The organism is Streptococcus sp. HMSC36C04 (assembly GCF_001839535.1).
GTDB lineage: Bacteria > Bacillota > Bacilli > Lactobacillales > Streptococcaceae > Streptococcus > Streptococcus hominis.
This window is the reverse complement of the sequence record NZ_KV841606.1, coordinates 145,822-165,984: the sequence shown is the minus strand read 5'-3', so window position 1 is coordinate 165,984 and position 20,163 is coordinate 145,822. Positions and strand designations below refer to the sequence as shown.

Annotated in this window: 17 protein-coding genes; 15 read left to right on the top strand and 2 right to left on the bottom strand. The window is 39.2% G+C overall.

Annotated elements, in window-relative coordinates:
* Together mtnN and HMPREF3249_RS08855 are read left to right on the top strand one after the other, a co-directional pair.
* Positions 1-394 (top strand): 5'-methylthioadenosine/S-adenosylhomocysteine nucleosidase (gene mtnN, locus HMPREF3249_RS08860; protein ID WP_142350236.1); only part of this gene is annotated, 394 nt, incomplete at its 5' end.
* A gap of 320 nt (positions 395-714) precedes the next feature.
* The gene (locus tag HMPREF3249_RS08855) at positions 715-2,256 is read left to right on the top strand and encodes an ABC-F family ATP-binding cassette domain-containing protein (RefSeq protein WP_059220502.1); all 1,542 of its coding nucleotides are present in this window, start codon (positions 715-717) and stop codon (positions 2,254-2,256) included.
* Positions 2,257-2,448: 192 nt separating this feature from the next.
* Here the strand turns inward: HMPREF3249_RS08855 and HMPREF3249_RS08850 are convergent, their stop codons facing one another.
* The gene (locus HMPREF3249_RS08850; RefSeq protein ID WP_059220503.1) at positions 2,449-3,252 is read right to left on the bottom strand and encodes a peptidylprolyl isomerase; all 804 of its coding nucleotides are present in this window, start codon (positions 3,250-3,252) and stop codon (positions 2,449-2,451) included.
* Positions 3,253-3,536: 284 nt separating this feature from the next.
* Here HMPREF3249_RS08850 and HMPREF3249_RS08845 point away from each other — a divergent pair, with 284 nt between their 5' ends.
* The 4 genes from HMPREF3249_RS08845 to HMPREF3249_RS08830 all read left to right on the top strand — a co-directional run bounded on the left by HMPREF3249_RS08845 (position 3,537) and on the right by HMPREF3249_RS08830 (position 9,338).
* Positions 3,537-3,935: a DUF2798 domain-containing protein gene (locus HMPREF3249_RS08845; RefSeq protein WP_070496626.1), complete on the top strand. Its 399-nt coding sequence runs from the start codon at positions 3,537-3,539 to the stop codon at positions 3,933-3,935.
* Positions 3,936-4,040: 105 nt separating this feature from the next.
* On the top strand, positions 4,041-4,256 hold the full coding sequence (locus HMPREF3249_RS08840; RefSeq protein ID WP_059220505.1) for a PspC domain-containing protein: 216 nt from the start codon (positions 4,041-4,043) through the stop codon (positions 4,254-4,256).
* An 85-nt stretch (positions 4,257-4,341) separates the two neighbouring features.
* Positions 4,342-6,639, top strand: a complete 2,298-nt coding sequence (locus HMPREF3249_RS08835; RefSeq protein ID WP_059220506.1) for a DNA translocase FtsK — start codon at positions 4,342-4,344, stop codon at positions 6,637-6,639.
* Between the two features lie 347 nt (positions 6,640-6,986).
* Positions 6,987-9,338, top strand: a complete 2,352-nt coding sequence (locus HMPREF3249_RS08830; protein WP_059220508.1) for an HAD-IC family P-type ATPase — start codon at positions 6,987-6,989, stop codon at positions 9,336-9,338.
* 44 nt (positions 9,339-9,382) lie between these two features.
* Here HMPREF3249_RS08830 and HMPREF3249_RS08825 read toward each other — a convergent pair whose 3' ends face one another.
* Complete coding sequence (locus HMPREF3249_RS08825) at positions 9,383-9,736, bottom strand: DUF3397 family protein (RefSeq protein ID WP_049533623.1); 354 nt, start codon at positions 9,734-9,736, stop codon at positions 9,383-9,385.
* A gap of 161 nt (positions 9,737-9,897) precedes the next feature.
* Between HMPREF3249_RS08825 and rplK the strand changes: the two genes are divergently transcribed.
* The 9 genes from rplK (at position 9,898) to holA (ending at position 20,108) form a co-directional block, all read left to right on the top strand.
* On the top strand, positions 9,898-10,323 hold the full coding sequence (rplK, locus tag HMPREF3249_RS08820; protein WP_003025466.1) for a 50S ribosomal protein L11: 426 nt from the start codon (positions 9,898-9,900) through the stop codon (positions 10,321-10,323).
* An 89-nt stretch (positions 10,324-10,412) separates the two neighbouring features.
* The gene (gene rplA, locus HMPREF3249_RS08815; RefSeq protein WP_003032116.1) at positions 10,413-11,102 is read left to right on the top strand and encodes a 50S ribosomal protein L1; all 690 of its coding nucleotides are present in this window, start codon (positions 10,413-10,415) and stop codon (positions 11,100-11,102) included.
* A 235-nt stretch (positions 11,103-11,337) separates the two neighbouring features.
* A complete protein-coding gene (gene acnA, locus HMPREF3249_RS08810; protein ID WP_059220510.1) occupies positions 11,338-14,007 on the top strand; it encodes an aconitate hydratase AcnA in 2,670 nt (889 codons plus the stop codon).
* Positions 14,004-15,122 carry a citrate synthase gene (locus HMPREF3249_RS08805; RefSeq protein WP_059220512.1) on the top strand — a complete coding sequence of 373 codons (1,119 nt, stop codon included), beginning with the start codon at positions 14,004-14,006 and terminating at the stop codon, positions 15,120-15,122. Before acnA ends, HMPREF3249_RS08805 begins: the two co-directional genes overlap by 4 nt.
* The gene (gene icd / locus HMPREF3249_RS08800) at positions 15,109-16,311 is read left to right on the top strand and encodes an NADP-dependent isocitrate dehydrogenase (RefSeq protein WP_180363206.1); all 1,203 of its coding nucleotides are present in this window, start codon (positions 15,109-15,111) and stop codon (positions 16,309-16,311) included. Before HMPREF3249_RS08805 ends, icd begins: the two co-directional genes overlap by 14 nt.
* A 169-nt stretch (positions 16,312-16,480) precedes the next feature.
* Positions 16,481-17,221 carry a UMP kinase gene (gene pyrH / locus HMPREF3249_RS08795; protein ID WP_003025453.1) on the top strand — a complete coding sequence of 247 codons (741 nt, stop codon included), beginning with the start codon at positions 16,481-16,483 and terminating at the stop codon, positions 17,219-17,221.
* A 3-nt stretch (positions 17,222-17,224) separates the two neighbouring features.
* Positions 17,225-17,782 (top strand): ribosome recycling factor, encoded by a 558-nt coding sequence (gene frr, locus HMPREF3249_RS08790; protein ID WP_003028205.1) that lies wholly within the window; start codon positions 17,225-17,227, stop codon positions 17,780-17,782.
* Positions 17,783-18,134: 352 nt separating this feature from the next.
* Positions 18,135-18,989 carry an RNA-binding virulence regulatory protein CvfB gene (cvfB, locus tag HMPREF3249_RS08785; protein WP_003028203.1) on the top strand — a complete coding sequence of 285 codons (855 nt, stop codon included), beginning with the start codon at positions 18,135-18,137 and terminating at the stop codon, positions 18,987-18,989.
* 81 nt (positions 18,990-19,070) lie between these two features.
* On the top strand, positions 19,071-20,108 hold the full coding sequence (gene holA, locus HMPREF3249_RS08780) for a DNA polymerase III subunit delta (protein ID WP_059220516.1): 1,038 nt from the start codon (positions 19,071-19,073) through the stop codon (positions 20,106-20,108).
* Positions 20,109-20,163 lie beyond the last annotated feature (55 nt).

The following is a 20,163-nucleotide window of genomic DNA, read 5'->3' as shown; positions in this document are numbered from 1 at the left end:
AGATGTAACAGCTTTTGGCTATGAATACGGACAAATGGCGCGCCAGCCACTGTATTTTGAAGCGAGCCGCTATTTGGTTTCTGAGATGAGGAAGCTTTTAGAAAAGACACATCAGACAAGTCGCGTTGGCTTGATTGCAACAGGAGATAGTTTTATTGCGGGACAAGACAAGATTCAAGCCATTAAGCAGCATTTTTCAGATGTTTTAGCAGTAGAAATGGAAGGAGCAGCCATTGCGCAAGCAACCCATTCTATCGGTCTGCCTTTTATGGTCATTCGTGCCATGAGTGATACAGCTTCTCATGACGCAAATATCAGCTTTGACGAATTTATCCATGAAGCTGGCAGGCGGTCAGCTGAGACCTTGATAGCGTTTTTGAAAGAATTAGTTTAAAGAATGAGTTAGCAGTTGTAGATGGAGAGCTTGGCTTTATCATTGGCTGTTTAATATTGTGAAATAAGAATGGAACAAAATCAGCGTTTTGTCAGCAATTGATTTTGTTGTCCCAGCCCTGCAAGGTTGAGTAAGTCTGAAAAAGCTGATAGTATCAGCATTAGAAGGTATTCAACTACAGTGCATTGAGTTTTATCGAGTCTGGAATACTGTTATTCCAGACTATTTTTTCTGTCCTTGCCAATTTGACCAAGAAGATGATATAATTTTTGAAGTGCAGATTCTATCTCACGCTCAATAAATCAGAAAGTTTTATAAGAATGAGTATTTTAGAAGTGAAAAATTTGAGCCACGGTTTTGGTGACCGGGCTATTTTTGAGGATGTATCTTTCCGCTTGCTTAAGGGTGAGCATATCGGTTTAGTTGGAGCAAACGGTGAAGGGAAATCCACCTTTATGAGCATTGTAACTGGTCAATTGTTGCCAGATGAAGGCAAGGTTGAGTGGTCCAAGTATGTGACAGCTGGTTACTTGGATCAGCACGCTGTGTTGAAAGAAGGTCAATCCGTGCGTGATGTGTTGCGGACGGCTTTTGATGAACTTTTCAAGACTGAGTCTCGAATCAATGAGATATATCTAGCTATGGCAGAAGACGGAGCTGATATTGATGTCCTTATGGAAGAAGTGGGTGAATTGCAGGAGCGATTGGAAAGTCGAGACTTTTATACTTTAGATGCTAAGATTGATGAGGTGGCCCGTGCTTTAGGGGTTATGGATTACGGTATGGAAACGGATGTCACCGCTCTTTCTGGAGGTCAACGAACCAAGGTGCTCTTAGCAAAACTTCTCCTTCAAAAACCAGACATCTTGCTCTTAGATGAGCCTACCAACTATTTGGACGCAGAGCATATTGATTGGCTCAAGCGCTATCTGCAAAATTATGAAAATGCTTTCGTGCTCATTTCCCATGATATTCCTTTCTTAAACGATGTAATCAATATCGTCTACCATGTAGAAAATCAAAACTTGACCCGCTATTCTGGTGATTATTATCAATTCCAAGAAGTTTATGAGATGAAGAAATCTCAGCTGGAAGCAGCTTACGAGCGCCAGCAAAAGGAAATTGCTGATTTAAAAGACTTTGTAGCGCGCAACAAAGCTCGGGTGGCTACCCGCAATATGGCTATGTCCCGCCAGAAAAAATTAGACAAAATGGAGCTGATTGAATTGCAGGGTGAGAAGCCTAAGCCTTCCTTTGACTTCAAAATGGCTCGTACACCAGGGCGCTTTATTTTTCAAGCAGAAGAGTTGCAAATTGGTTACGATTGTCCTTTGACAAAGCCCCTTAATCTAACCTTTGAGCGCAATCAGAAAGTTGCCATTATCGGAGCCAACGGAATCGGGAAAACAACTCTCTTAAAAAGTTTGCTTGGAATCATTCCTCCTCTTGCTGGTCAAGTAGAGCGTGGAGACTATTTGGAATTGGGCTATTTTGAGCAGGAGACAGCTGGTGGTAATCGCCAGACCCCTTTGGAAGCTGTTTGGGATGCTTTCCCGTCACTCAATCAAGCGGAAGTTCGTGCTGCTCTGGCTCGCTGCGGTCTGACCTCCAAGCATATTGAAAGCCAGATTCAAGTTCTCTCAGGAGGTGAGCAGGCTAAGGTTCGACTTTGTCTCCTCATGAACCGAGAAAATAATGTCTTAGTACTGGATGAGCCTACGAATCACCTCGATGTGGATGCCAAAGATGAGCTCAAGCGCGCTCTCCAAGCATACAAAGGGAGTATTCTCATGGTCTGCCATGAGCCTGACTTCTACAAAGGATGGGTAGATCAGATTTGGGATTTTAATCAATTAACGTAGGCATAAAGAAAACGGGGTGTAGGACAAAAATCAGTATTTCGTAAGAAATCGATTTTGTCGTCCCACCACTCCGTAAGGTTGAGTAGGACTGTAAAAGCTGATAGCATCAGCACATTAGAGACCACTCAATGAGTTTTATTCTAGAAAGTAAACGAGTCTAGAACATTTTTGTTTCCAGACTCCGTTTTGTGATTATTTCTTAAATGTATAGTCCTTGATGACTTCAATTTTCTCAATTTTGATTTCTTTTTTGGGTTTGTCGTTTTCGCCAGTCTCGGTAGCAGCGATTTTATCCACAACATCCATGCCAGAAATGACTTGCCCAAAGACAGTGTAATTTCCATCTAAACTTGGATTTCCACCTTTTTTATAGGCTTCAATGATTTTTTCAGGATAAGTTGTACTAGAGAGCTGATTAGAACTGTCCTTGGTATTTTGGTTGATGAAAAATTGACTACCGTTGGAATTTGGATTGGAAGATCGAGCCATGGCTAATGCGCCACGGATATTGTAGAGATAAGACGAAATCTCTGTTTTAAAGCCACTTCCAGAGTCGATCTTAGAATTTTTGCCTTTCCAAATGGATTCACCACCAGTACCGTCTCCCTTAGGGTCTCCTGTTTGAATCATAAAGTTCTTAATGACACGGTGGAAAGTCACGCCGTTATAATAACCTTCCTTAGCATGCGTTAAGAAATTTTCAACTGCAAGTGGAGCATATTTTGGAAAAAGCTTCATAGAAATAGCACCTTCAGTTGTGGTTATTTTCACTTCCGCTTCATCGTCAGCGACCTTGTCAGACAGCTGTGGAAAGTTAGCATTTTTATCGCTCAAAGCAGCTTTTTGCTCTTCTTTTTGTTTTTCCGCTGCTCTTGAGCTGGATTCGGAAGCAAGGCTGGAGTCTACATAGTCATTTCCTCTAATAGCTCTTTGTAAGTTTGTACAGCCTGTCAAAAATAAACCAGCAGTCAGTCCTAAGATAAGTAATTTTTTCATAGATTTCCTTTCTGAATGTTGAACTATTCACATTTTACTATAAATAAAAGCCTTTTTCAAACCTTTTGAGAGTTTGTCCATGCTAACTGAAAGGCACTATCGGGCTACTTTTTTGATGTAAAGATAGTTCAATCGTTTAAAGTATGAAAACATTTTCTTATGAAAAGTTTTGTAAATTTGCTTACGAGAAAAAATTTTTTGTGCTAAAATAGCGTTTATCAACAAAGAAATGGAGTTTTTATGCCGAAGAATTTTAAGGAATCATTATTTTTTACAGCCTTTATGTGCAGCATGATGGTATTTGGAATGAGCATTTGGAACCTGTCCGTTGTAGGATATTTTCATGGGCTCATCTAGCAATGGGATATGTTCCTGGATTGATTACCACTTTTCTCTTAGACCTTCTTGTGGCAGGACCAGTTGTGAAGGGAGTTGCTTTTAAATTTTTAACAGAACGCCATAAACCTTGGCAGAAGCTCCTCGTTGTTTCAGGTGGTATGGTTCTGATTATGGTTTCATTGATGTCTCTTTATGGTATGCTTTTTAACGGCGTGCCGCTTTCAGTATCCAATTACTTTGGAGCTTGGTTGACTAATTTTATTGTGGTTTTTCCCTTGAATTTTCTGATTGTCGGACCAATTTCTCGCTTTATTCTAGGTCAACTGCAACAGCAACTTTTTTAATCTTGCTGCCGATTATCTGTCAACCAGATTATGGAACTTCTTTATGATATTTATTTAGTGGTAAAAAATTTATGTTATAATAGATTTATAAAGGAGGGATAGAGAATGGCTAAACGATTGACAAGAGATGTGCGGAATAAGAAAATTGCAGGTGTCTGTGCAGGCGTAGCAAATTCTTTTGACATAGATCCTACCATTGTGCGACTGATCTGGGGAGTAGCATTTTTTGTATATGGAATCGGTCTAGTCCCTTATTTGATTTTGTGGTTTGTTTTACCAGTAGATGATGGTGATGGTGATGGTGATGTGATTTGGAAGTAAAGATTATTATTTAAAAGCAGGAACATTGATTTTCTGCTTTTTTCTTTCATTGGATTAGTGTCCGACTTATGGTATAATAAAAGTTATGGCAAGTAAGAAAAATAGTAAAAAAGGTCGGACAACGAGACGACCTACAAAAGCAGAGTTAGAACGGCAAAAGGCCATTCGGAGGATGTTGATAACTTTCGGAGTAGCTTTTTTGCTTCTTTTTGCAGCATTAAAATGGGGTGCCGTTGGGATCACTCTTTACAATCTCATTCGCTTATTGGTAGGAAGTTTAGCTTATGTAGTTATTATAGCCAGTCTCATTTATCTTTTCTTTTTTAAGTGGGTCAATAAGCATGAAGGGTATAAATCAGGCTTTTTCAGTATTTTTATTGGCTTGCTGCTTATGTTTCAAGCTTATTTTGTAAATGTTTTAAATTTAAAAGGACAGGTTCTAAGTACAACCTTGTCACGGATTTTAACGGATTTGACAGCTGTTAAAGTCAGTGCTTTTGCTGGTGGCGGTTTATTAGGAGCGACACTCTATACTCCTATAGCCTTTTTATTTTCAAATATTGGCACCTACTTTATCGGGCTCCTCTTAATATTGCTAGGGGTGCTACTCATCAGTCCGTATTCGATTTATGATATTTTTGAAAAATTAAGTGAAATCTATCATGCTTGGAGTGAAAAGCGAGAAGCAAGGCGTCAGCAACGTTTTATCGAAAAAGAAGAAAAAGCTGCGCAAGCAGCGATGAGTGCTATTCAAGTAGAGCAAGACGAGCCACAAATTGATCCCGAAACGGGAGAAATTTTAGATGATGAGGTCTTAGCTCATACGCCGATTCAGTTTGAAGAAGCAGAACCAGAAATTTATGATTATGATGAGAGTTTGTCTGAGAAACAACACAAAGAAGAGCAGCAAGATAACACAGATGAAGATGTTGAGGTTAATTTCACCCCCAAAGAAAGTTTAGATTACAAACTGCCAACAATCAATTTGTTTGCGCCAGACAAGCCTAAAAATCAATCCAAAGAAAAGAAAATTGTTCGCGAAAATATCAAGATTTTAGAAGAAACATTTGCTAGCTTTGGCATTCGTGCTAGCGTTGAACGTGCTGAAATCGGACCGTCTGTGACTAAGTACGAGGTCAAGCCAGCTGTCGGAGTGCGGGTCAATCGCATTTCCAATCTGGCTGACGATTTAGCTCTGGCTTTGGCAGCTAAAGATGTGCGGATTGAAGCACCTATTCCGGGAAAATCTCTAGTCGGAATTGAAGTTCCGAATTCCGAGATTGCGACGGTTACTTTCCGTGAGCTCTGGGAGCAGTCTAAGACAGACGACAAGAAATTACTCGAAATCCCTTTGGGGAAAGCAGTCAATGGCTCCGTTCGGACATTTGATTTGGCAAAAATGCCTCATTTGCTAGTAGCAGGTTCGACTGGTTCAGGGAAATCCGTTGCAGTCAACGGTATTATTGCTAGTATTCTCATGAAAGCACGACCAGATGAAGTCAAGTTCATGATGGTCGATCCTAAAATGGTCGAATTGTCTGTCTATAATGATATTCCCCACTTACTGATCCCTGTTGTGACCAATCCTCGCAAAGCGAGTCGGGCTTTGCAAAAAGTGGTCGATGAAATGGAAAATCGCTATGAGCTCTTTTCTAAGGTTGGTGCTCGCAATATTGCAGGTTACAATGCCAAAGTAGCCGAGTACAATGCTAGTCAACCAGAATATAAACAAGTTCCTCTTCCTTTGATTGTGGTCATTGTGGATGAGTTGGCAGACCTTATGATGGTAGCCAGCAAAGAAGTGGAAGACGCCATTATTCGCTTGGGACAAAAAGCTCGAGCGGCTGGTATTCACATGATTTTGGCCACTCAGCGACCGTCTGTTGATGTTATCTCTGGGCTCATCAAGGCAAATGTTCCTTCGCGGATTGCTTTTGCTGTCTCTAGCGGAACTGATAGCCGAACGATTCTAGATGAAAATGGTGCAGAGAAACTCTTGGGACGTGGGGATATGCTCTTTAAGCCGATTGATGAAAATCATCCTGTTCGTCTGCAAGGATCGTTCATCTCTGATGAAGATGTGGAGCGCATTGTCACTTTTGTTAAGAATCAAGCCGAAGCAGACTATGATGATAATTTTGACCCAGGCGAAGTATCTGAGAATGACATGGATTCAGGTAGTGAGAGTGAACAAGGTGATCCACTCTTTGAAGAAGCCAAGGCTTTGGTCATAGAAACTCAAAAAGCGAGTGCTTCAATGCTCCAACGTCGATTGTCTGTCGGATTTAATCGTGCGACTCGACTGATGGAAGAGTTGGAAGCTGCAGGTGTCATCGGTCCAGCAGAAGGCACCAAGCCAAGAAAAGTTTTATTGAATAACTAAAATAGGTGCTGTTTAAAAAATGTAACATCCTTGGGAGTGGGACAAAAATCGGTAATTTCGAAGAAATTTGATTTTGTCGTCCCACCCCCGCACAGTTGAGTAGGGCTGTAAAGGTTGATTTATCAACCGCATAGAACCCACTCAACCACTGCGACTTGCAAGAAACTCATAAAAATCTGACGAGGTTAAGGACTTTTGTCCCAGCCTCTTTTTCTGTAGCTGTTTTATTTTGAAAGTTTTGTAGAAAAGGTATGGAAAATCTCACATTTTTCAATTCTGTAAGTTTTCTATGACTTAAACCGGACTTTTTTGATAGAATACTAATATGATTTGTGAATGGAGGCTATATGTCAGAACAGATATACACAGGGCTTAGCCAACAAGAGGTTGAAGAACGAATTCAAAAAGGCTTGGTCAACGAAGTAACGGTTAGCACGGAAAAAACAACTTGGCAAATCATTCAGTCGAATGTGTTTACTTATTTTAATTTTATATTTTTTGTCCTTGCTATGTTGCTAGTTATTGTACAATCATGGAATAATTTACTTTTTTTACCTATTGTTATTATCAATTCTTTGATTGGAATTGTTCAAGAGCTTAGAGCGCGCAAAATATTGAGCAACATGCAGTTACTTCATCACTACACAGCGATTGCAGTGCGAGACGGTAAAGAAATCCAACTAGAGACAAAAGATTTAGTACAAGATGATATCGTTCTTTTCTCGACAGGAGACCAAATCTATGCAGATGCTAAGATTGTATCAGGTGAATTGAAAGTCAATGAATCACAGTTGACAGGAGAAGCAGATGAAATCGCAAAGCAAATAGATGATACTGTCATGTCAGGCAGTTTTGTCGTATCTGGCAAAGCCTATGCTCGCTTGGAAAAAGTAGGCGATGAATCCTACATCAATCAACTGACATTGAAAGCAAAAGAAGTCTCTGGAAAAGAAGAATCGGAAATGGTACGTTCGGTCAATAATCTGGTTAAAGTGATTGGATTTTTGATTATTCCTTTAGGGCTTCTTCTATTTTTCCAAAGTTATGTGACCAATCACGAAAGTTTTCAAGTTAGTATTGTCTCCACGGTAGGAGCTATTATCGGTATGATTCCAGAGGGGCTTTATCTTTTGATGACTCTGGCGCTGGCTTTGGGAGCAGCTAGTCTAGCAAGACAGCAGGTTTTATTAAATAGTATGAAAGGGATTGAGTCTCTTTCTCGTGTAGATGTTTTGTGTGTAGATAAGACAGGAACCATTACGGAAAATACGATGAAAGTTGCACAAGTACTCTCTGTTCAGCAAGACAAGAATGCCTCACAGGAAGCTCTTAAACAATATTTGGCAGCAAGTCCAGATGAAAATGAAACGATTGTAGCAATTCGAGACTTTTTTGCTTCAGAAGTAGTAGAAAAGGCTTGGACCGTAGTGAAGGCCCTTCCGTTTAGTTCAAAGACCAAGTTTGGTGCTATTTCTTTCAAAGAAGACAATTTTATTTTAGGTGCTCCAGAGTTTGTATTAAAAGAAAAGCTGGAAGAATATCGCAGCTATTTTCAACAATATGCAGAAAGCGGCTCACGCGTTCTTGTTTTTGCTGAATCAAAAGATCAGCCATTTACAGGTGATTTGACTCAAACAGTAGAACCCCTACTCTTCATCTTATTAGAAAATCCAATTCGAGAAAATGCAGCCGAGACCTTTTCATATTTTGATGTTCAAGGTGTGGAAGTCAAAGTTATTTCAGGAGATAATCCTGTCACAGTTGCTGCAGTGGCTACCAAAGCAGAGATTCCTCATGCTGAAAATTATGTAGATGCGCAAAACTTGGATACTGATGAAAAAATCACTCAAGCAGTTGAAAAATATACGGTCTTTGGTCGAGTGACCCCTCAACAGAAACAAAAATTAGTTCAAGCACTTCAAGCTAATCAACATAAAGTTGCAATGACAGGTGACGGTGTAAATGATATTTTAGCAATGAAGATTGCAGATTGCAGCATTGCTATGGAATCTGGCAACGATGCTACCAAACAGATTGCACAAGTTGTTTTGCTGGATTCTGACTTTTCGCATATGCCGCATATTGTGACAGAAGGACGTAGGGTTGTCAATAACATTCAGCGTTCCGCTAGTTTATTTCTTGTGAAAAATATTTTTTCTATTTCCCTTGCTATCTTATCTAGTTTGTTTGCTTTTACCTATCCTTTGCAGGCATCACAAGTTTCCTTGATTAGTGCGTTCACTATTGGTATACCCGGATTTATGTTAGCTTTGGAGCCTAATAAGCAGCGCATTCGAGGGCGTTTTATCAGAACGGTTTTACAGAATGCCATACCAGCAGCTTTTGTTGATTTACTAGCCGTTTTGATTGTCATGGCTTGTGGTCGGATTTTTCGGTTATCTACGCAAGAAGTGGCGACATCGTCTGTTATCTTATTAGCAGTAGTTGGTTTCATTATCATCATCAAGCTTATTCAGCCGCTCAATCGAATGAAAACCATTGTCGTACTCTTTAACATCATCGGTTTGGTGATTTCAGGCTTGTTATTTCACTCTATCTTTTTGTTATCCAAAATCTCACCGATTACCATTATCCTCACAGTCATTCTCTCCTTGATGTTAGAATCACTTATGAGATTGTTCCAATTCATAACAAATAAGTTATTTGCTCTATTTGATAAGTTCTCAACAAAATATTAAATATAAAAATATCGGAAGCAGATGAGTCTGTCCGATATTTTTTATTATTTTGCTAAAAATAAGCCAATCACCATGGCGAGGTAGAGAAAGAAGGTCAAAATAAAACCAGCTCGCCAGAAAAATTTAAAGAACTTAGGATAGTAAAAACTGCGTTTAACTCGAAGAAAGTAGACAGTAATGGCAATTGCTAAAGCAGAGAGAGCTAACGCCAATTCTGGCAAGAGACTGTGGTAGAAAGCTCTATCAGAGATGATATAGAATTCCAACACAAAAAGTGGAAAAGCCAGATCCGCAAAATTCAAGCCAAACCGTTTCAGGCGAAATAATTTAGTGATAATAATGGTTAAAATAATGGTTAAAAAGATAAATAAAATAGATGCGATTTTTAATAATGTCATAAGTTTATTTTACCATAAAAACTGGAGAAAGATAGAAAAATTTTTCGTGTTTTTTCTTGCAATTTAGCAGGTTTAGTGTATAATAGAAAAGTATGCATAAGCATACTTGTGGGAGGTAAAAATATTACGTTACCGCCAAAACCACAAAGGAGGATTTAAAAATGGCTAAAAAAGTCGAAAAACTTGTAAAATTGCAAATCCCTGCTGGTAAAGCTACTCCAGCTCCACCAGTTGGTCCTGCGCTTGGTCAAGCTGGTATCAACATCATGGGATTTACGAAAGAGTTCAATGCTCGCACAGCTGATCAAGCTGGCATGATTATTCCAGTTGTCATCTCTGTATACGAAGATAAATCATTTACTTTCGTAACAAAGACACCACCAGCTGCTGTTCTTTTGAAAAAAGCTGCAGGTGTTGAAAAAGGATCAGGTACACCAAACAAAACAAAAGTTGCAACAGTTACTCGTGCACAAGTACAAGAAATTGCTGAAACTAAGATGCCAGATTTGAACGCTGCAAACCTTGAGTCTGCAATGCGTATGATCGAAGGTACTGCTCGTTCTATGGGATTCACTGTTGTTGACTAATCAATAACACCCAAACCCGCAAGACTTCATCAGACGAGAAGGACGTGGGAGATGAAAATCGATTGAACCACTTACAAGGAGAATAGAAAATGGCTAAAAAAAGCAAACAACTTCGTGCTGCTCTTGAAAAAATCGACAGCACAAAAGCATACAGCGTAGAAGAAGCTGTAGCACTTGCAAAAGAAACAAACTTTGCAAAATTTGACGCAACTGTAGAAGTTGCTTATAACTTGAACATTGATGTGAAAAAAGCGGATCAACAAATCCGTGGTGCAATGGTTCTTCCAAACGGAACTGGTAAAACCCAACGTGTGCTTGTTTTTGCACGTGGTGCAAAAGCAGAAGAAGCAAAAGCTGCTGGTGCAGACTTCGTTGGTGAAGATGACCTCGTTGCAAAAATCAACGGTGGCTGGCTTGACTTTGATGTCGTAATTGCTACACCTGATATGATGGCACTTGTTGGACGTCTTGGACGTATCCTTGGACCACGTAACTTGATGCCAAACCCTAAAACTGGTACCGTAACAATGGATGTTGCTAAAGCGGTTGAAGAATCTAAAGGCGGTAAAATTACTTACCGTGCTGATCGTGCAGGGAACGTACAAGCTATCATTGGTAAAGTTTCATTTGATGCTGATAAGTTGGTTGAAAACTTCAAAGCATTCCACGATGTGATTGCAAAAGCTAAACCGGCTACAGTAAAAGGAACTTACATGACAAATCTTACTATCACCACTACTCAAGGTGTGGGTATTAAGGTTGATGTTAACACACTTTAATTTAGAATCTAAAACTCTATCTTCGGATGGAGTTTTTCTTTTGATAAAATCAAAAGCGTTGGATTGATGAATTCATCGCTTTTTTATGCTTTGGATTTTTTGGCGAATACATATGTGAAATAGTAAGTAAAAACCGGTAATGTTATATTTTCTTACATATTTTTATAAAAACTATTGCATGAATTTTCGTAAAATTGTATAATATAAAATAATTATTCCTAGCGGGAGGTTTCTCATGGTAAGATACAAATCTATATTATATCAAGGAAATCAAGAATATAGCTATATTGATCTCGAAAAAGCGGCATTAGATATGGGTGGAAACTTAGACAGTCTTCCTTATTCTATTCGCATGTTATTAGAAAGTCTGTTGCGAAAAGAAGATGGTGATGCTGTAAGAAAACATCACATAGAAAATCTAATGCACTATCAAGCTGTTAAACCGAAAGGTGAAGTGCCCTTTAAACCAAGTCGTGTTATTTTACAGGACTTTACGGGAGTACCAGTTGTTGTTGACTTGGCAAGTATGCGCAATGCAGTTGTAACAAATGGGGGAGACCCAGAGCTTATCAATCCTGAAATTCCTGTGGATTTAGTTATTGACCATAGTGTGCAAGTTGATTGTTATGGCTGTGAGACTGCTTTGAAAGAAAATATAACAAAAGAATTTTCACGTAATAATGAGCGGTATGAATTTTTGAAATGGGCTGAGCAATCTTTTGATAATTATCGTGCAGTTCCACCTGCAACTGGGATTATTCACCAAGTTAATATTGAATTCCTTAGTGATGTTGTTATTGAAAAAGACGGCATGCTTTATCCAGATTCAATGTTTGGAACAGACAGTCATACAACAATGATCAATGGAATAGGGGTTCTTGGTTGGGGAGTTGGAGGAATTGAAGCAGAAGCTGCTATGTTGGGAGAAGCCTCCTATTTTCCGATTCCAGAAGTGATTGGTGTACACTTAGTTGGGGAATTGCCCAAGATTGCAACGGCAACAGACTTAGCTTTAAAAGTAACGCAACGATTACGACAAGAAAATGTAGTTGGAAAATTTGTGGAATATTTTGGGGAAGGACTAGCAACACTTAGTTTGGCAGACCGCGCAACAGTTGCAAATATGGCGCCAGAATATGGAGCAACCTGCGGTTACTTTCCTATTGATGAAGAGACACTTCGTTATATGCGACTAACAAATCGGAAAGAAGAACATATTGCGTTAACGAAGCTCTATGCTCAAAAGAATCATCTATTTTATGATGAAAAAGTGGAGCCAATTTATTCAAAAGTTGTTGAGATTGATTTATCCACCATTGTTCCAAGTATTTCTGGTCCCAAACGGCCACAGGATTTAATTGAATTGACAAATGCTAAGCAAGAATTTCAAGCGAGTCTTATCCGAGAAGCGGGTGTTCGAGGTTTTGGTTTGCCGAGAGAGGAATTGAGGAAAACAGCGACGGTATTGTTTGACGATTATGAAGAAGAAATTAAAACGGGTCATGTCGCTATTGCAGCAATTACTAGTTGTACCAATACCTCCAACCCATATGTCTTAATGGCGGCAGGCTTAGTAGCTAAACATGCTGTGGAAAAAGGATTGCGTGTTTCAAAGACAGTCAAAACATCACTTGCACCAGGCAGTAAGGTTGTTACGGCCTATTTGAAGGAGAGTGGTCTCCAAGTCTATCTGGACAAATTAGGTTTTAATGTTGTTGGATATGGCTGCACCACTTGCATTGGCAATTCTGGAAATTTGTTACCAGAAGTGGCAAAAGCAATTACGGATACGGATTTACTTGCTAGTGCAGTCTTATCAGGTAATCGGAATTTTGAAGGACGAATCAATCCTTTGGTTAAAGCAAATTTTTTAGCCAGTCCGCCACTGGTGGTCGCTTATGCTTTAGCTGGGAATACAAATATTGATTTAACAAGTGAACCGCTTGGATATGATAGAAATGGACTACCTGTTTACTTCATGGATCTTATGCCAAATCATGATTTGGTAGCAGATTATGTACAAAAATACGTTACCAGTAGTTTGTTTAAAAAAGAGTATGAGCATGTTTTTACTGATAGTGAAAAATGGAATCAAATTCCAACGACAAAATCGAAAATCTATCACTGGAATCAAGCTTCTACTTATATACAAAATCCTCCTTACTTTGATGGCTTGGAAGATGATACAAGCATTCAACCGTTGAAAAATCTAGCTGTTTTAGCAAAATTTGGAGATACAATTACGACAGACCATATTTCTCCAGCAGGAAATATTGCTAGAAATAGTCCAGCAGCATCATATTTAGAGGAACATGGTGTAAGCTATCAAGACTTTAATTCTTATGGTAGTCGTCGCGGGAATCATGAAGTGATGATGAGAGGCACCTTTGCCAATATTCGGATAAAAAATGAACTAGCAGCTGGAAAACTTGGTGGTTATACAAAGTATAAGGGTGAACTGATGCCGATTTATGAGGCTGCTATGTGTTATAAGAAAGAAAAAGTGGATACGATTATTTTGGCAGGTCGCGATTATGGTATGGGTTCTAGTCGTGATTGGGCAGCTAAAGGAGCAAATCTTTTGGGTGTTAAAGTGGTTTTAGCTGAAAGTTTTGAAAGAATTCACCGCTCCAATTTAGTCATGATGGGCATTCTTCCTCTTCAATATTTGGACGGCGAAAATGCTCAAAATCTTGGATTAACTGGAAAAGAAACGTTTGATATTCAATTGCCGAAAGAGCCACAGGTAGGGCAAATCATAACGGTTATTGCAAAAGAAGGCGATCGAATCACACGATTTAAAGCACGTCTTCGTTTTGATGCAGACGCGGATATTCGTTATTATGAAAATGGAGGGATTTTACCAATGGTGGTTAGAAAGAAATTGCAAGAGGTGAAACAATGACACAAAGCAATGGTTTAAAAGATACGATTGCCTGTGAGACTCGTATCAGTCAGATTATAGATGATACTCTTTCTTATGCAGGCTATAATATTTCCGAATTGATGGAGAATAATGCAAGTTTTGAAGAAGTCATTTACCTACTTTGGAATTTGCGTTTGCCAACTCAGATTGAATTGAAACATTTTGTGAACGATTTACGTGCCAATTATGCCATTAGTGATGCGGTGGAACAATGTATTCTCATCCAATCGCGCAAGCATCTGCATCCAATGAGTGTATTGCGTTCTACAGTTAGTCTTTTAGGAGTTTATAATATCCATGCCGAAGAGACGTCTCTAGAAGCAACTTATGAACAAAGTATTCAATTGATGGCTAAGATTCCAACGATCATTGCAACATTTACAAGGTTGAGATTGGGACAAACTCCGATTGAACCGAGAAAAGATTTAGGATTTGCGGCGAACTTTTTATATATGCTAAATGGGCAGGAACCAACAGAATTAGAAATTCAAGCTTTCAATCGTGCTCTGGTTCTTCATGCAGATCACGAGCTAAATGCTTCAACTTTTGCAGCGCGGGTATGTGCTTCCACTTTAACCGATATTTATTCTTGTGTGACGGCGGCAATCGGCGCTTTAAAAGGGTCACTTCATGGAGGAGCCAATGAATGCGTCTTTGACATGTTAAAGGAAATTAAAGCAGAGGGCGATACGAATGCATATTTGGATCGAAAATTAGCCTCACATGAAAAAATCATGGGCTTTGGTCATCGTGTTTATAAAACACAGGATCCTCGTGAAAAATATTTGCGAGAAATGGCAGAGGAATTGACAAAGGGGACAGAAAAAGAAATTTGGTACCAGATTTCAGAAGAAATCGAACGTTATATGAAGCACACCAAGCATTTAATACCGAATGTAGATTTTTACTCAGCAACGGTTTATCATGTTTTAGGTATTGACAGTAGTATCTATACATTGATTTTTGCAATGAGTCGGGTATCTGGCTGGATTGCTCACATTCAAGAGCAACGCAAAAATAATAAGTTGATTAGACCTCGCTCTCATTATGTTGGCGCTCAAAATTTACATTATATTCCTATTGGGAGGAGATAAAATGGCAGAAAGAATTCGTCTTGTGAATAAGCAGTTGCTAGTTCCTGATAATCCCGTTGTCCCTTACATCGAAGGTGATGGAATTGGGCATGACATTTGGGAAAATGCACAGCTTGTCTTGGATAAAGCAGTGGAGATAGCTTATAAAAGCAGTAGAAAGATTTTTTGGAAAGAGATATTGGCGGGAGAAAAAGCCTTTCGTTTGACAGGAGAATGGTTGCCAGAAGAGACTTTAACGACAATCCAGCATCATTTAGTTGCGATTAAAGGTCCTCTTACAACTCCTGTTGGTGGTGGCATTCGTTCTTTAAATGTTGCCTTGCGTCAAGAACTAGATCTCTACGCTTGTGTACGTCCCGTACGGTATTTTGCGGGCGTTCCTAGCCCACTACGACATCCTAAAAAGACGAATATGACAATTTTTCGTGAAAATACCGAAGATATTTATGCAGGAATTGAATGGGAAGGTGAGTCTGATGAGGCTCAACAAGTGATACAATTTTTACAAAAGGAAATGGGAATTGATAAAATTCGTTTTCCGAAGACGAGTGCTATTGGCATTAAACCAATTTCACGCCAAGGAAGTGAACGGTTGATTCGTGCAGCGATCCATTATGCTCTATCTGCCAATGTAAAAAACGTAACTCTGGTTCATAAAGGGAATATCCAAAAATTTACAGAAGGTGGTTTCAGAAAATGGGGCTATGAGCTTGCAGAGAAGGAGTTTGCAAAGGAATTAGCAGCTGGGAAATTGATTGTGACAGATGTGATTGCAGATAATTTTTTACAACAAATTCTATTAAATCCTGAAAAATTTCAAGTAGTAGCTTTGACAAATTTGAATGGAGATTATGTTAGTGATGCTCTGGCTGCTCAAGTTGGCGGCATTGGTATTGCTCCTGGAGCTAATATCAATTATGAAACAGGTCATGCTATTTTTGAAGCAACGCATGGAACGGCTCCTGATATCGCAAATCAAAATAAAGCAAATCCTTGTTCACTCTTGTTGTCTGCCTGCATGATGTTTGATTACATTGGGTGGTCCGAAGCTGCGCAAGTTATTATAAAAGCGATTGAAAAAGCGTTAGCACTTCAAAAGATGACAGATGATTTTGCTAGTCAGATAGAAGGTGTTCCTGCGCTTTCAACGAGTGATTTCACTCAGGTTTTATTAGATTTTTTAGCTTAGGTTCTGATTTTTACACATGAAACAAATCGTGGGACTCTATCTTCGGATGGAGTTTTTTAAATCCTGTGAGTGTTACTTTTTCCTCGAAATTTTTATTTTTTACAGAATTTGACTATATAAAAATCTCAAAATATGGTAAAATAGTACAGATAAAATAAGGAGAATAAAAATGGTAGCCCCGAAATATAAACGTATTTTAATCAAATTATCAGGTGAAGCTCTTGCTGGTGAGAAAGGGATCGGAATTAACATTTCAACCGTTCAAAAAATGGCAGAGGAAATCAAGGAAGTACATGATTTAGGTATTGAAATCGCCCTTGTTATCGGCGGTGGAAATCTCTGGCGTGGAGAGCCTGCGGCAGAAGCAGGAATGGATCGTGTGCAGGCTGACTACACAGGAATGTTAGGAACAGTCATGAATGCCTTGGTTATGGCGGATTCACTTCAACAAGTGGGGGTGGATACGCGCGTACAGACAGCGATTGCTATGCAGCAAGTAGCAGAACCTTATATTCGTGGACGCGCTCTGCGACACTTGGAAAAAGGACGTATCGTTATTTTCGGTGCTGGAGTTGGTTCTCCCTACTTCTCAACAGATACAACAGCTGCCCTTCGCGCGGCTGAGATTGAAGCTGATGCAATTCTTATGGCAAAAAATGGTGTAGACGGCGTTTATAACGCTGATCCTAAGAAAGATAAGACTGCGGTGAAATTTGATGAATTAACCCACCGTGACGTGATTAACAAAGGCCTTCGTATCATGGATTCAACAGCTTCAACTCTTTCAATGGATAATGACATTGACCTTGTTGTCTTTAATATGAACGAACCTGGTAATATCAAACGCGTTGTCTTTGGTGAGCAAATTGGAACAACCGTTTCAAATAATGTAGAAAAAGAAGAGGAATAATTTATGGCAAATGCAATTGTAGAAAAGGCGAAAGAAAGAATGACACAATCACACCAAAGTTTGGCGCGTGAATTTGGCAGCATTCGTGCTGGTCGTGCGAACGCCAGCCTTTTGGATCGGATTTCAGTTGAGTATTATGGAGTGGAAACTCCACTCAATCAAATCGCGTCTATCACGATTCCTGAAGCGCGTGTCCTTTTGGTGACGCCGTTTGACAAATCTTCTATCAAGGATATTGAGCATGCACTCAATGCTTCTGACCTTGGTATTACTCCTGCGAGTGACGGTACAGTTATTCGTTTGGTTATTCCTGCTTTGACAGAAGAAACTCGCCGTAATCTTGCTAAGGAAGTGAAGAAAGTCGGCGAAAATGCTAAAATTGCTATTCGTAATATCCGCCGTGACGCCATGGATGAAGCTAAAAAGCAAGAAAAAGCAAAAGAAATTACTGAAGATGAATTGAAAACACTTGAAAAAGATATTCAAAAGGTGACAGATGAAGCAGTTAAGCATATTGATGAAATGACTGCCAGCAAGGAAAAAGAATTGATTGAAGTGTAAGCTTTTCTCTATATGTAGTAAAAAATAGAAAGCAAAGAGAATGGGACAGAAATCAGTCGTTTCCTAGAAACTTGATTTTGTCGTCCCATCTCCGTAAAGTCGAGTAGGGCTGTAAAAGTTGATTGATCAATGAGTTAGAGCTCACTCAGTAGTGATTGATTAGGCACTAAAGTGCCATTAATTGTGTATGGGAAACTCTAGTTGACTAAAGTCAACATAGTTTCTCCAAACTACTGCGTCTTAGAAATGATAACTATATAAACAAAGGAAGCTGAACACTTTTGTTCCAGCTTCTTCTTTTGAAGTGGGAAGACATGTTTCATATCTACTTCAAACGATAGAAAGATAAAAAATGAATACAAATCTTGCAACATTTATAACAGGTCTTGTAACCGATGAAAATGATCGTTTTTACTTTGTCCAAAAAGACGGGCAAACGTATGCTTTAGCTAAAGAAGAGGGTAAGCATCAGTTGGGCGAATCGGTCAAGGGCTTTGCCTACAGCGACATGAAGCAGAAACTTCGCTTGACGACTCTTGATGTAACAGCGACCCAGACGACTTTTGGCTGGGGAACAGTGACTGATGTTCGCAAGGACTTAGGTGTTTTTGTTGACACAGGACTTCCAGATAAGCAAATTGTAGTGTCTCTTGACATTTTGCCAGAAATAAAAGAACTTTGGCCTAAAAAAGGCGACTGCCTCTATATTCGTCTGGATGTAGACAAAAAAGATCGCATTTGGGGGCTTTTAGCCTACCAAGAAGATTTCCAGAAATTAGCTCGTCCAGCTTATAATAATATGCAAAATCAAAATTGGCCGGCTATTGTTTATCGTTTGAAGTTATCTGGAACCTTTGTCTATCTGCCTGAAAATAATATGCTGGGCTTTATCCACCCCAGCGAGCGTTACACAGAGCCGCGTTTAGGTCAGGTCTTGGATGCGCGTGTCATTGGTTTTAGAGAGGTGGATCGGACTTTAAACCTTTCGCTCAAACCTCGCTCTTTTGAGATGCTGGAAAATGACGCCCAGATGATTCTGACTTATCTGGAGACCAATGGTGGCTTCATGACCCTCAATGATAAGTCAGCTCCGGAGGACATCAAGGCTACTTTCGGTATTTCCAAGGGACAGTTTAAGAAAGCTCTTGGTGGACTCATGAAAGCTGGTAAGATTAAGCAGGATGTGACTGGGACGGAGTTGGTTTGAGATACTAATCTATCTTATTTTTAAGATTTTTGATAGAATAAAAGGTATGTTAGAAAAGAAACCTCATAAAAGGAGGTCATTGTGTTAGCGATTGAAGAGATTAAAACAGTAAATGTGACAAATTTACCTAATCTGACAATTTTGACTGGTGATGATACAGGGCAATTTGAATTGATGAAATCACAATTTTTACGTCAAATTCAATATGATGCTGCAGATTTAAATATGGCTTACTTTGATATGAAAGAAGCCGTTTATCCAGATGTGGAGATTGATCTAGTGAGTTTGCCCTTCTTTTCTGAAGAGAAGATCGTCATTTTGGATCATTTTTTGGATCTGACAACAACTAAAAAACGCTATTTGACGGATGATGAGCTAAAATCTTTTGAGCAATATTTGGAGAATCCTGCAGATACAACGAAATTGGTCATTTTTGCAGAAGGGAAGTTGGACAGCAAACGACGAATTGTAAAGCTGCTCAAACGGGATGGCAAAGTGTTTGAAGCAAGTGAGCCCAAAGAACAAGAATTACGCACCTACTTTAGTAAGCAAGTTCAAGAACAGGGGTTAGAACTTCGTTCGCAAGTTTTAGAAGAATTGCTTATTAAGTCTGGTTCCGATTTTAGTGAAATTAGTAAAAACTTAGCTTTTTTAAAGGATTATAAAAAAGATGGCATCATTACAAGCGATGACATTGCTGAAGCAATTCCAAAAACTTTACAGGATAATATTTTTGATCTTACCCAGATGATTTTGCAGCAAAAGGTAGATGCAGCGAGAAGCTTGGTACGAGATTTGACCTTGCAAGGTGAAGACGAAATCAAGTTGATTGCGATTATGCTGGGACAGTTCCGCATATTCACACAAGTGAAAATTCTCTTTGAAAATGGACGTAACAAAAGTCAGATTGTAGCGGATTTGTCCAGTTATTTGGGACGAAAGGTGAATCCTTTTCAAATCAAATATGCTTTGCGTGATGTGCGTTCTTTACAGCTTGATTTTCTGAAAAAAGCACTTGCTTGCTTGATTGAAACAGATTACCAAATCAAGTCTGGAGTTTATGAGAAAGGTTACCTCTTTGACTTGGCTTTATTAAAGATTGCTACCCACAACTTATAAGCAAATAAGTTGAAAATTTTGTTGGTCTACGTTATCATTTTCATATAAAATGAAA

Coding starts and splice junctions, on each gene's coding strand:
- rplA (WP_003032116.1), top strand. CDS start 10,413: ATGGCTAAAAAAAGCAAACAACTTCGTGCTGCTCTTGAAAAAATCGAC.
- HMPREF3249_RS08840 (WP_059220505.1), top strand. CDS start 4,041: ATGGCTAAACGATTGACAAGAGATGTGCGGAATAAGAAAATTGCAGGT.
- HMPREF3249_RS08825 (WP_049533623.1), bottom strand. CDS start 9,736: ATGACATTATTAAAAATCGCATCTATTTTATTTATCTTTTTAACCATT.
- pyrH (WP_003025453.1), top strand. CDS start 16,481: ATGGTAGCCCCGAAATATAAACGTATTTTAATCAAATTATCAGGTGAA.
- HMPREF3249_RS08830 (WP_059220508.1), top strand. CDS start 6,987: ATGTCAGAACAGATATACACAGGGCTTAGCCAACAAGAGGTTGAAGAA.
- HMPREF3249_RS08850 (WP_059220503.1), bottom strand. CDS start 3,252: ATGAAAAAATTACTTATCTTAGGACTGACTGCTGGTTTATTTTTGACA.
- HMPREF3249_RS08835 (WP_059220506.1), top strand. CDS start 4,342: ATGGCAAGTAAGAAAAATAGTAAAAAAGGTCGGACAACGAGACGACCT.
- frr (WP_003028205.1), top strand. CDS start 17,225: ATGGCAAATGCAATTGTAGAAAAGGCGAAAGAAAGAATGACACAATCA.
- rplK (WP_003025466.1), top strand. CDS start 9,898: ATGGCTAAAAAAGTCGAAAAACTTGTAAAATTGCAAATCCCTGCTGGT.
- acnA (WP_059220510.1), top strand. CDS start 11,338: ATGGTAAGATACAAATCTATATTATATCAAGGAAATCAAGAATATAGC.
- HMPREF3249_RS08855 (WP_059220502.1), top strand. CDS start 715: ATGAGTATTTTAGAAGTGAAAAATTTGAGCCACGGTTTTGGTGACCGG.
- HMPREF3249_RS08805 (WP_059220512.1), top strand. CDS start 14,004: ATGACACAAAGCAATGGTTTAAAAGATACGATTGCCTGTGAGACTCGT.
- cvfB (WP_003028203.1), top strand. CDS start 18,135: ATGAATACAAATCTTGCAACATTTATAACAGGTCTTGTAACCGATGAA.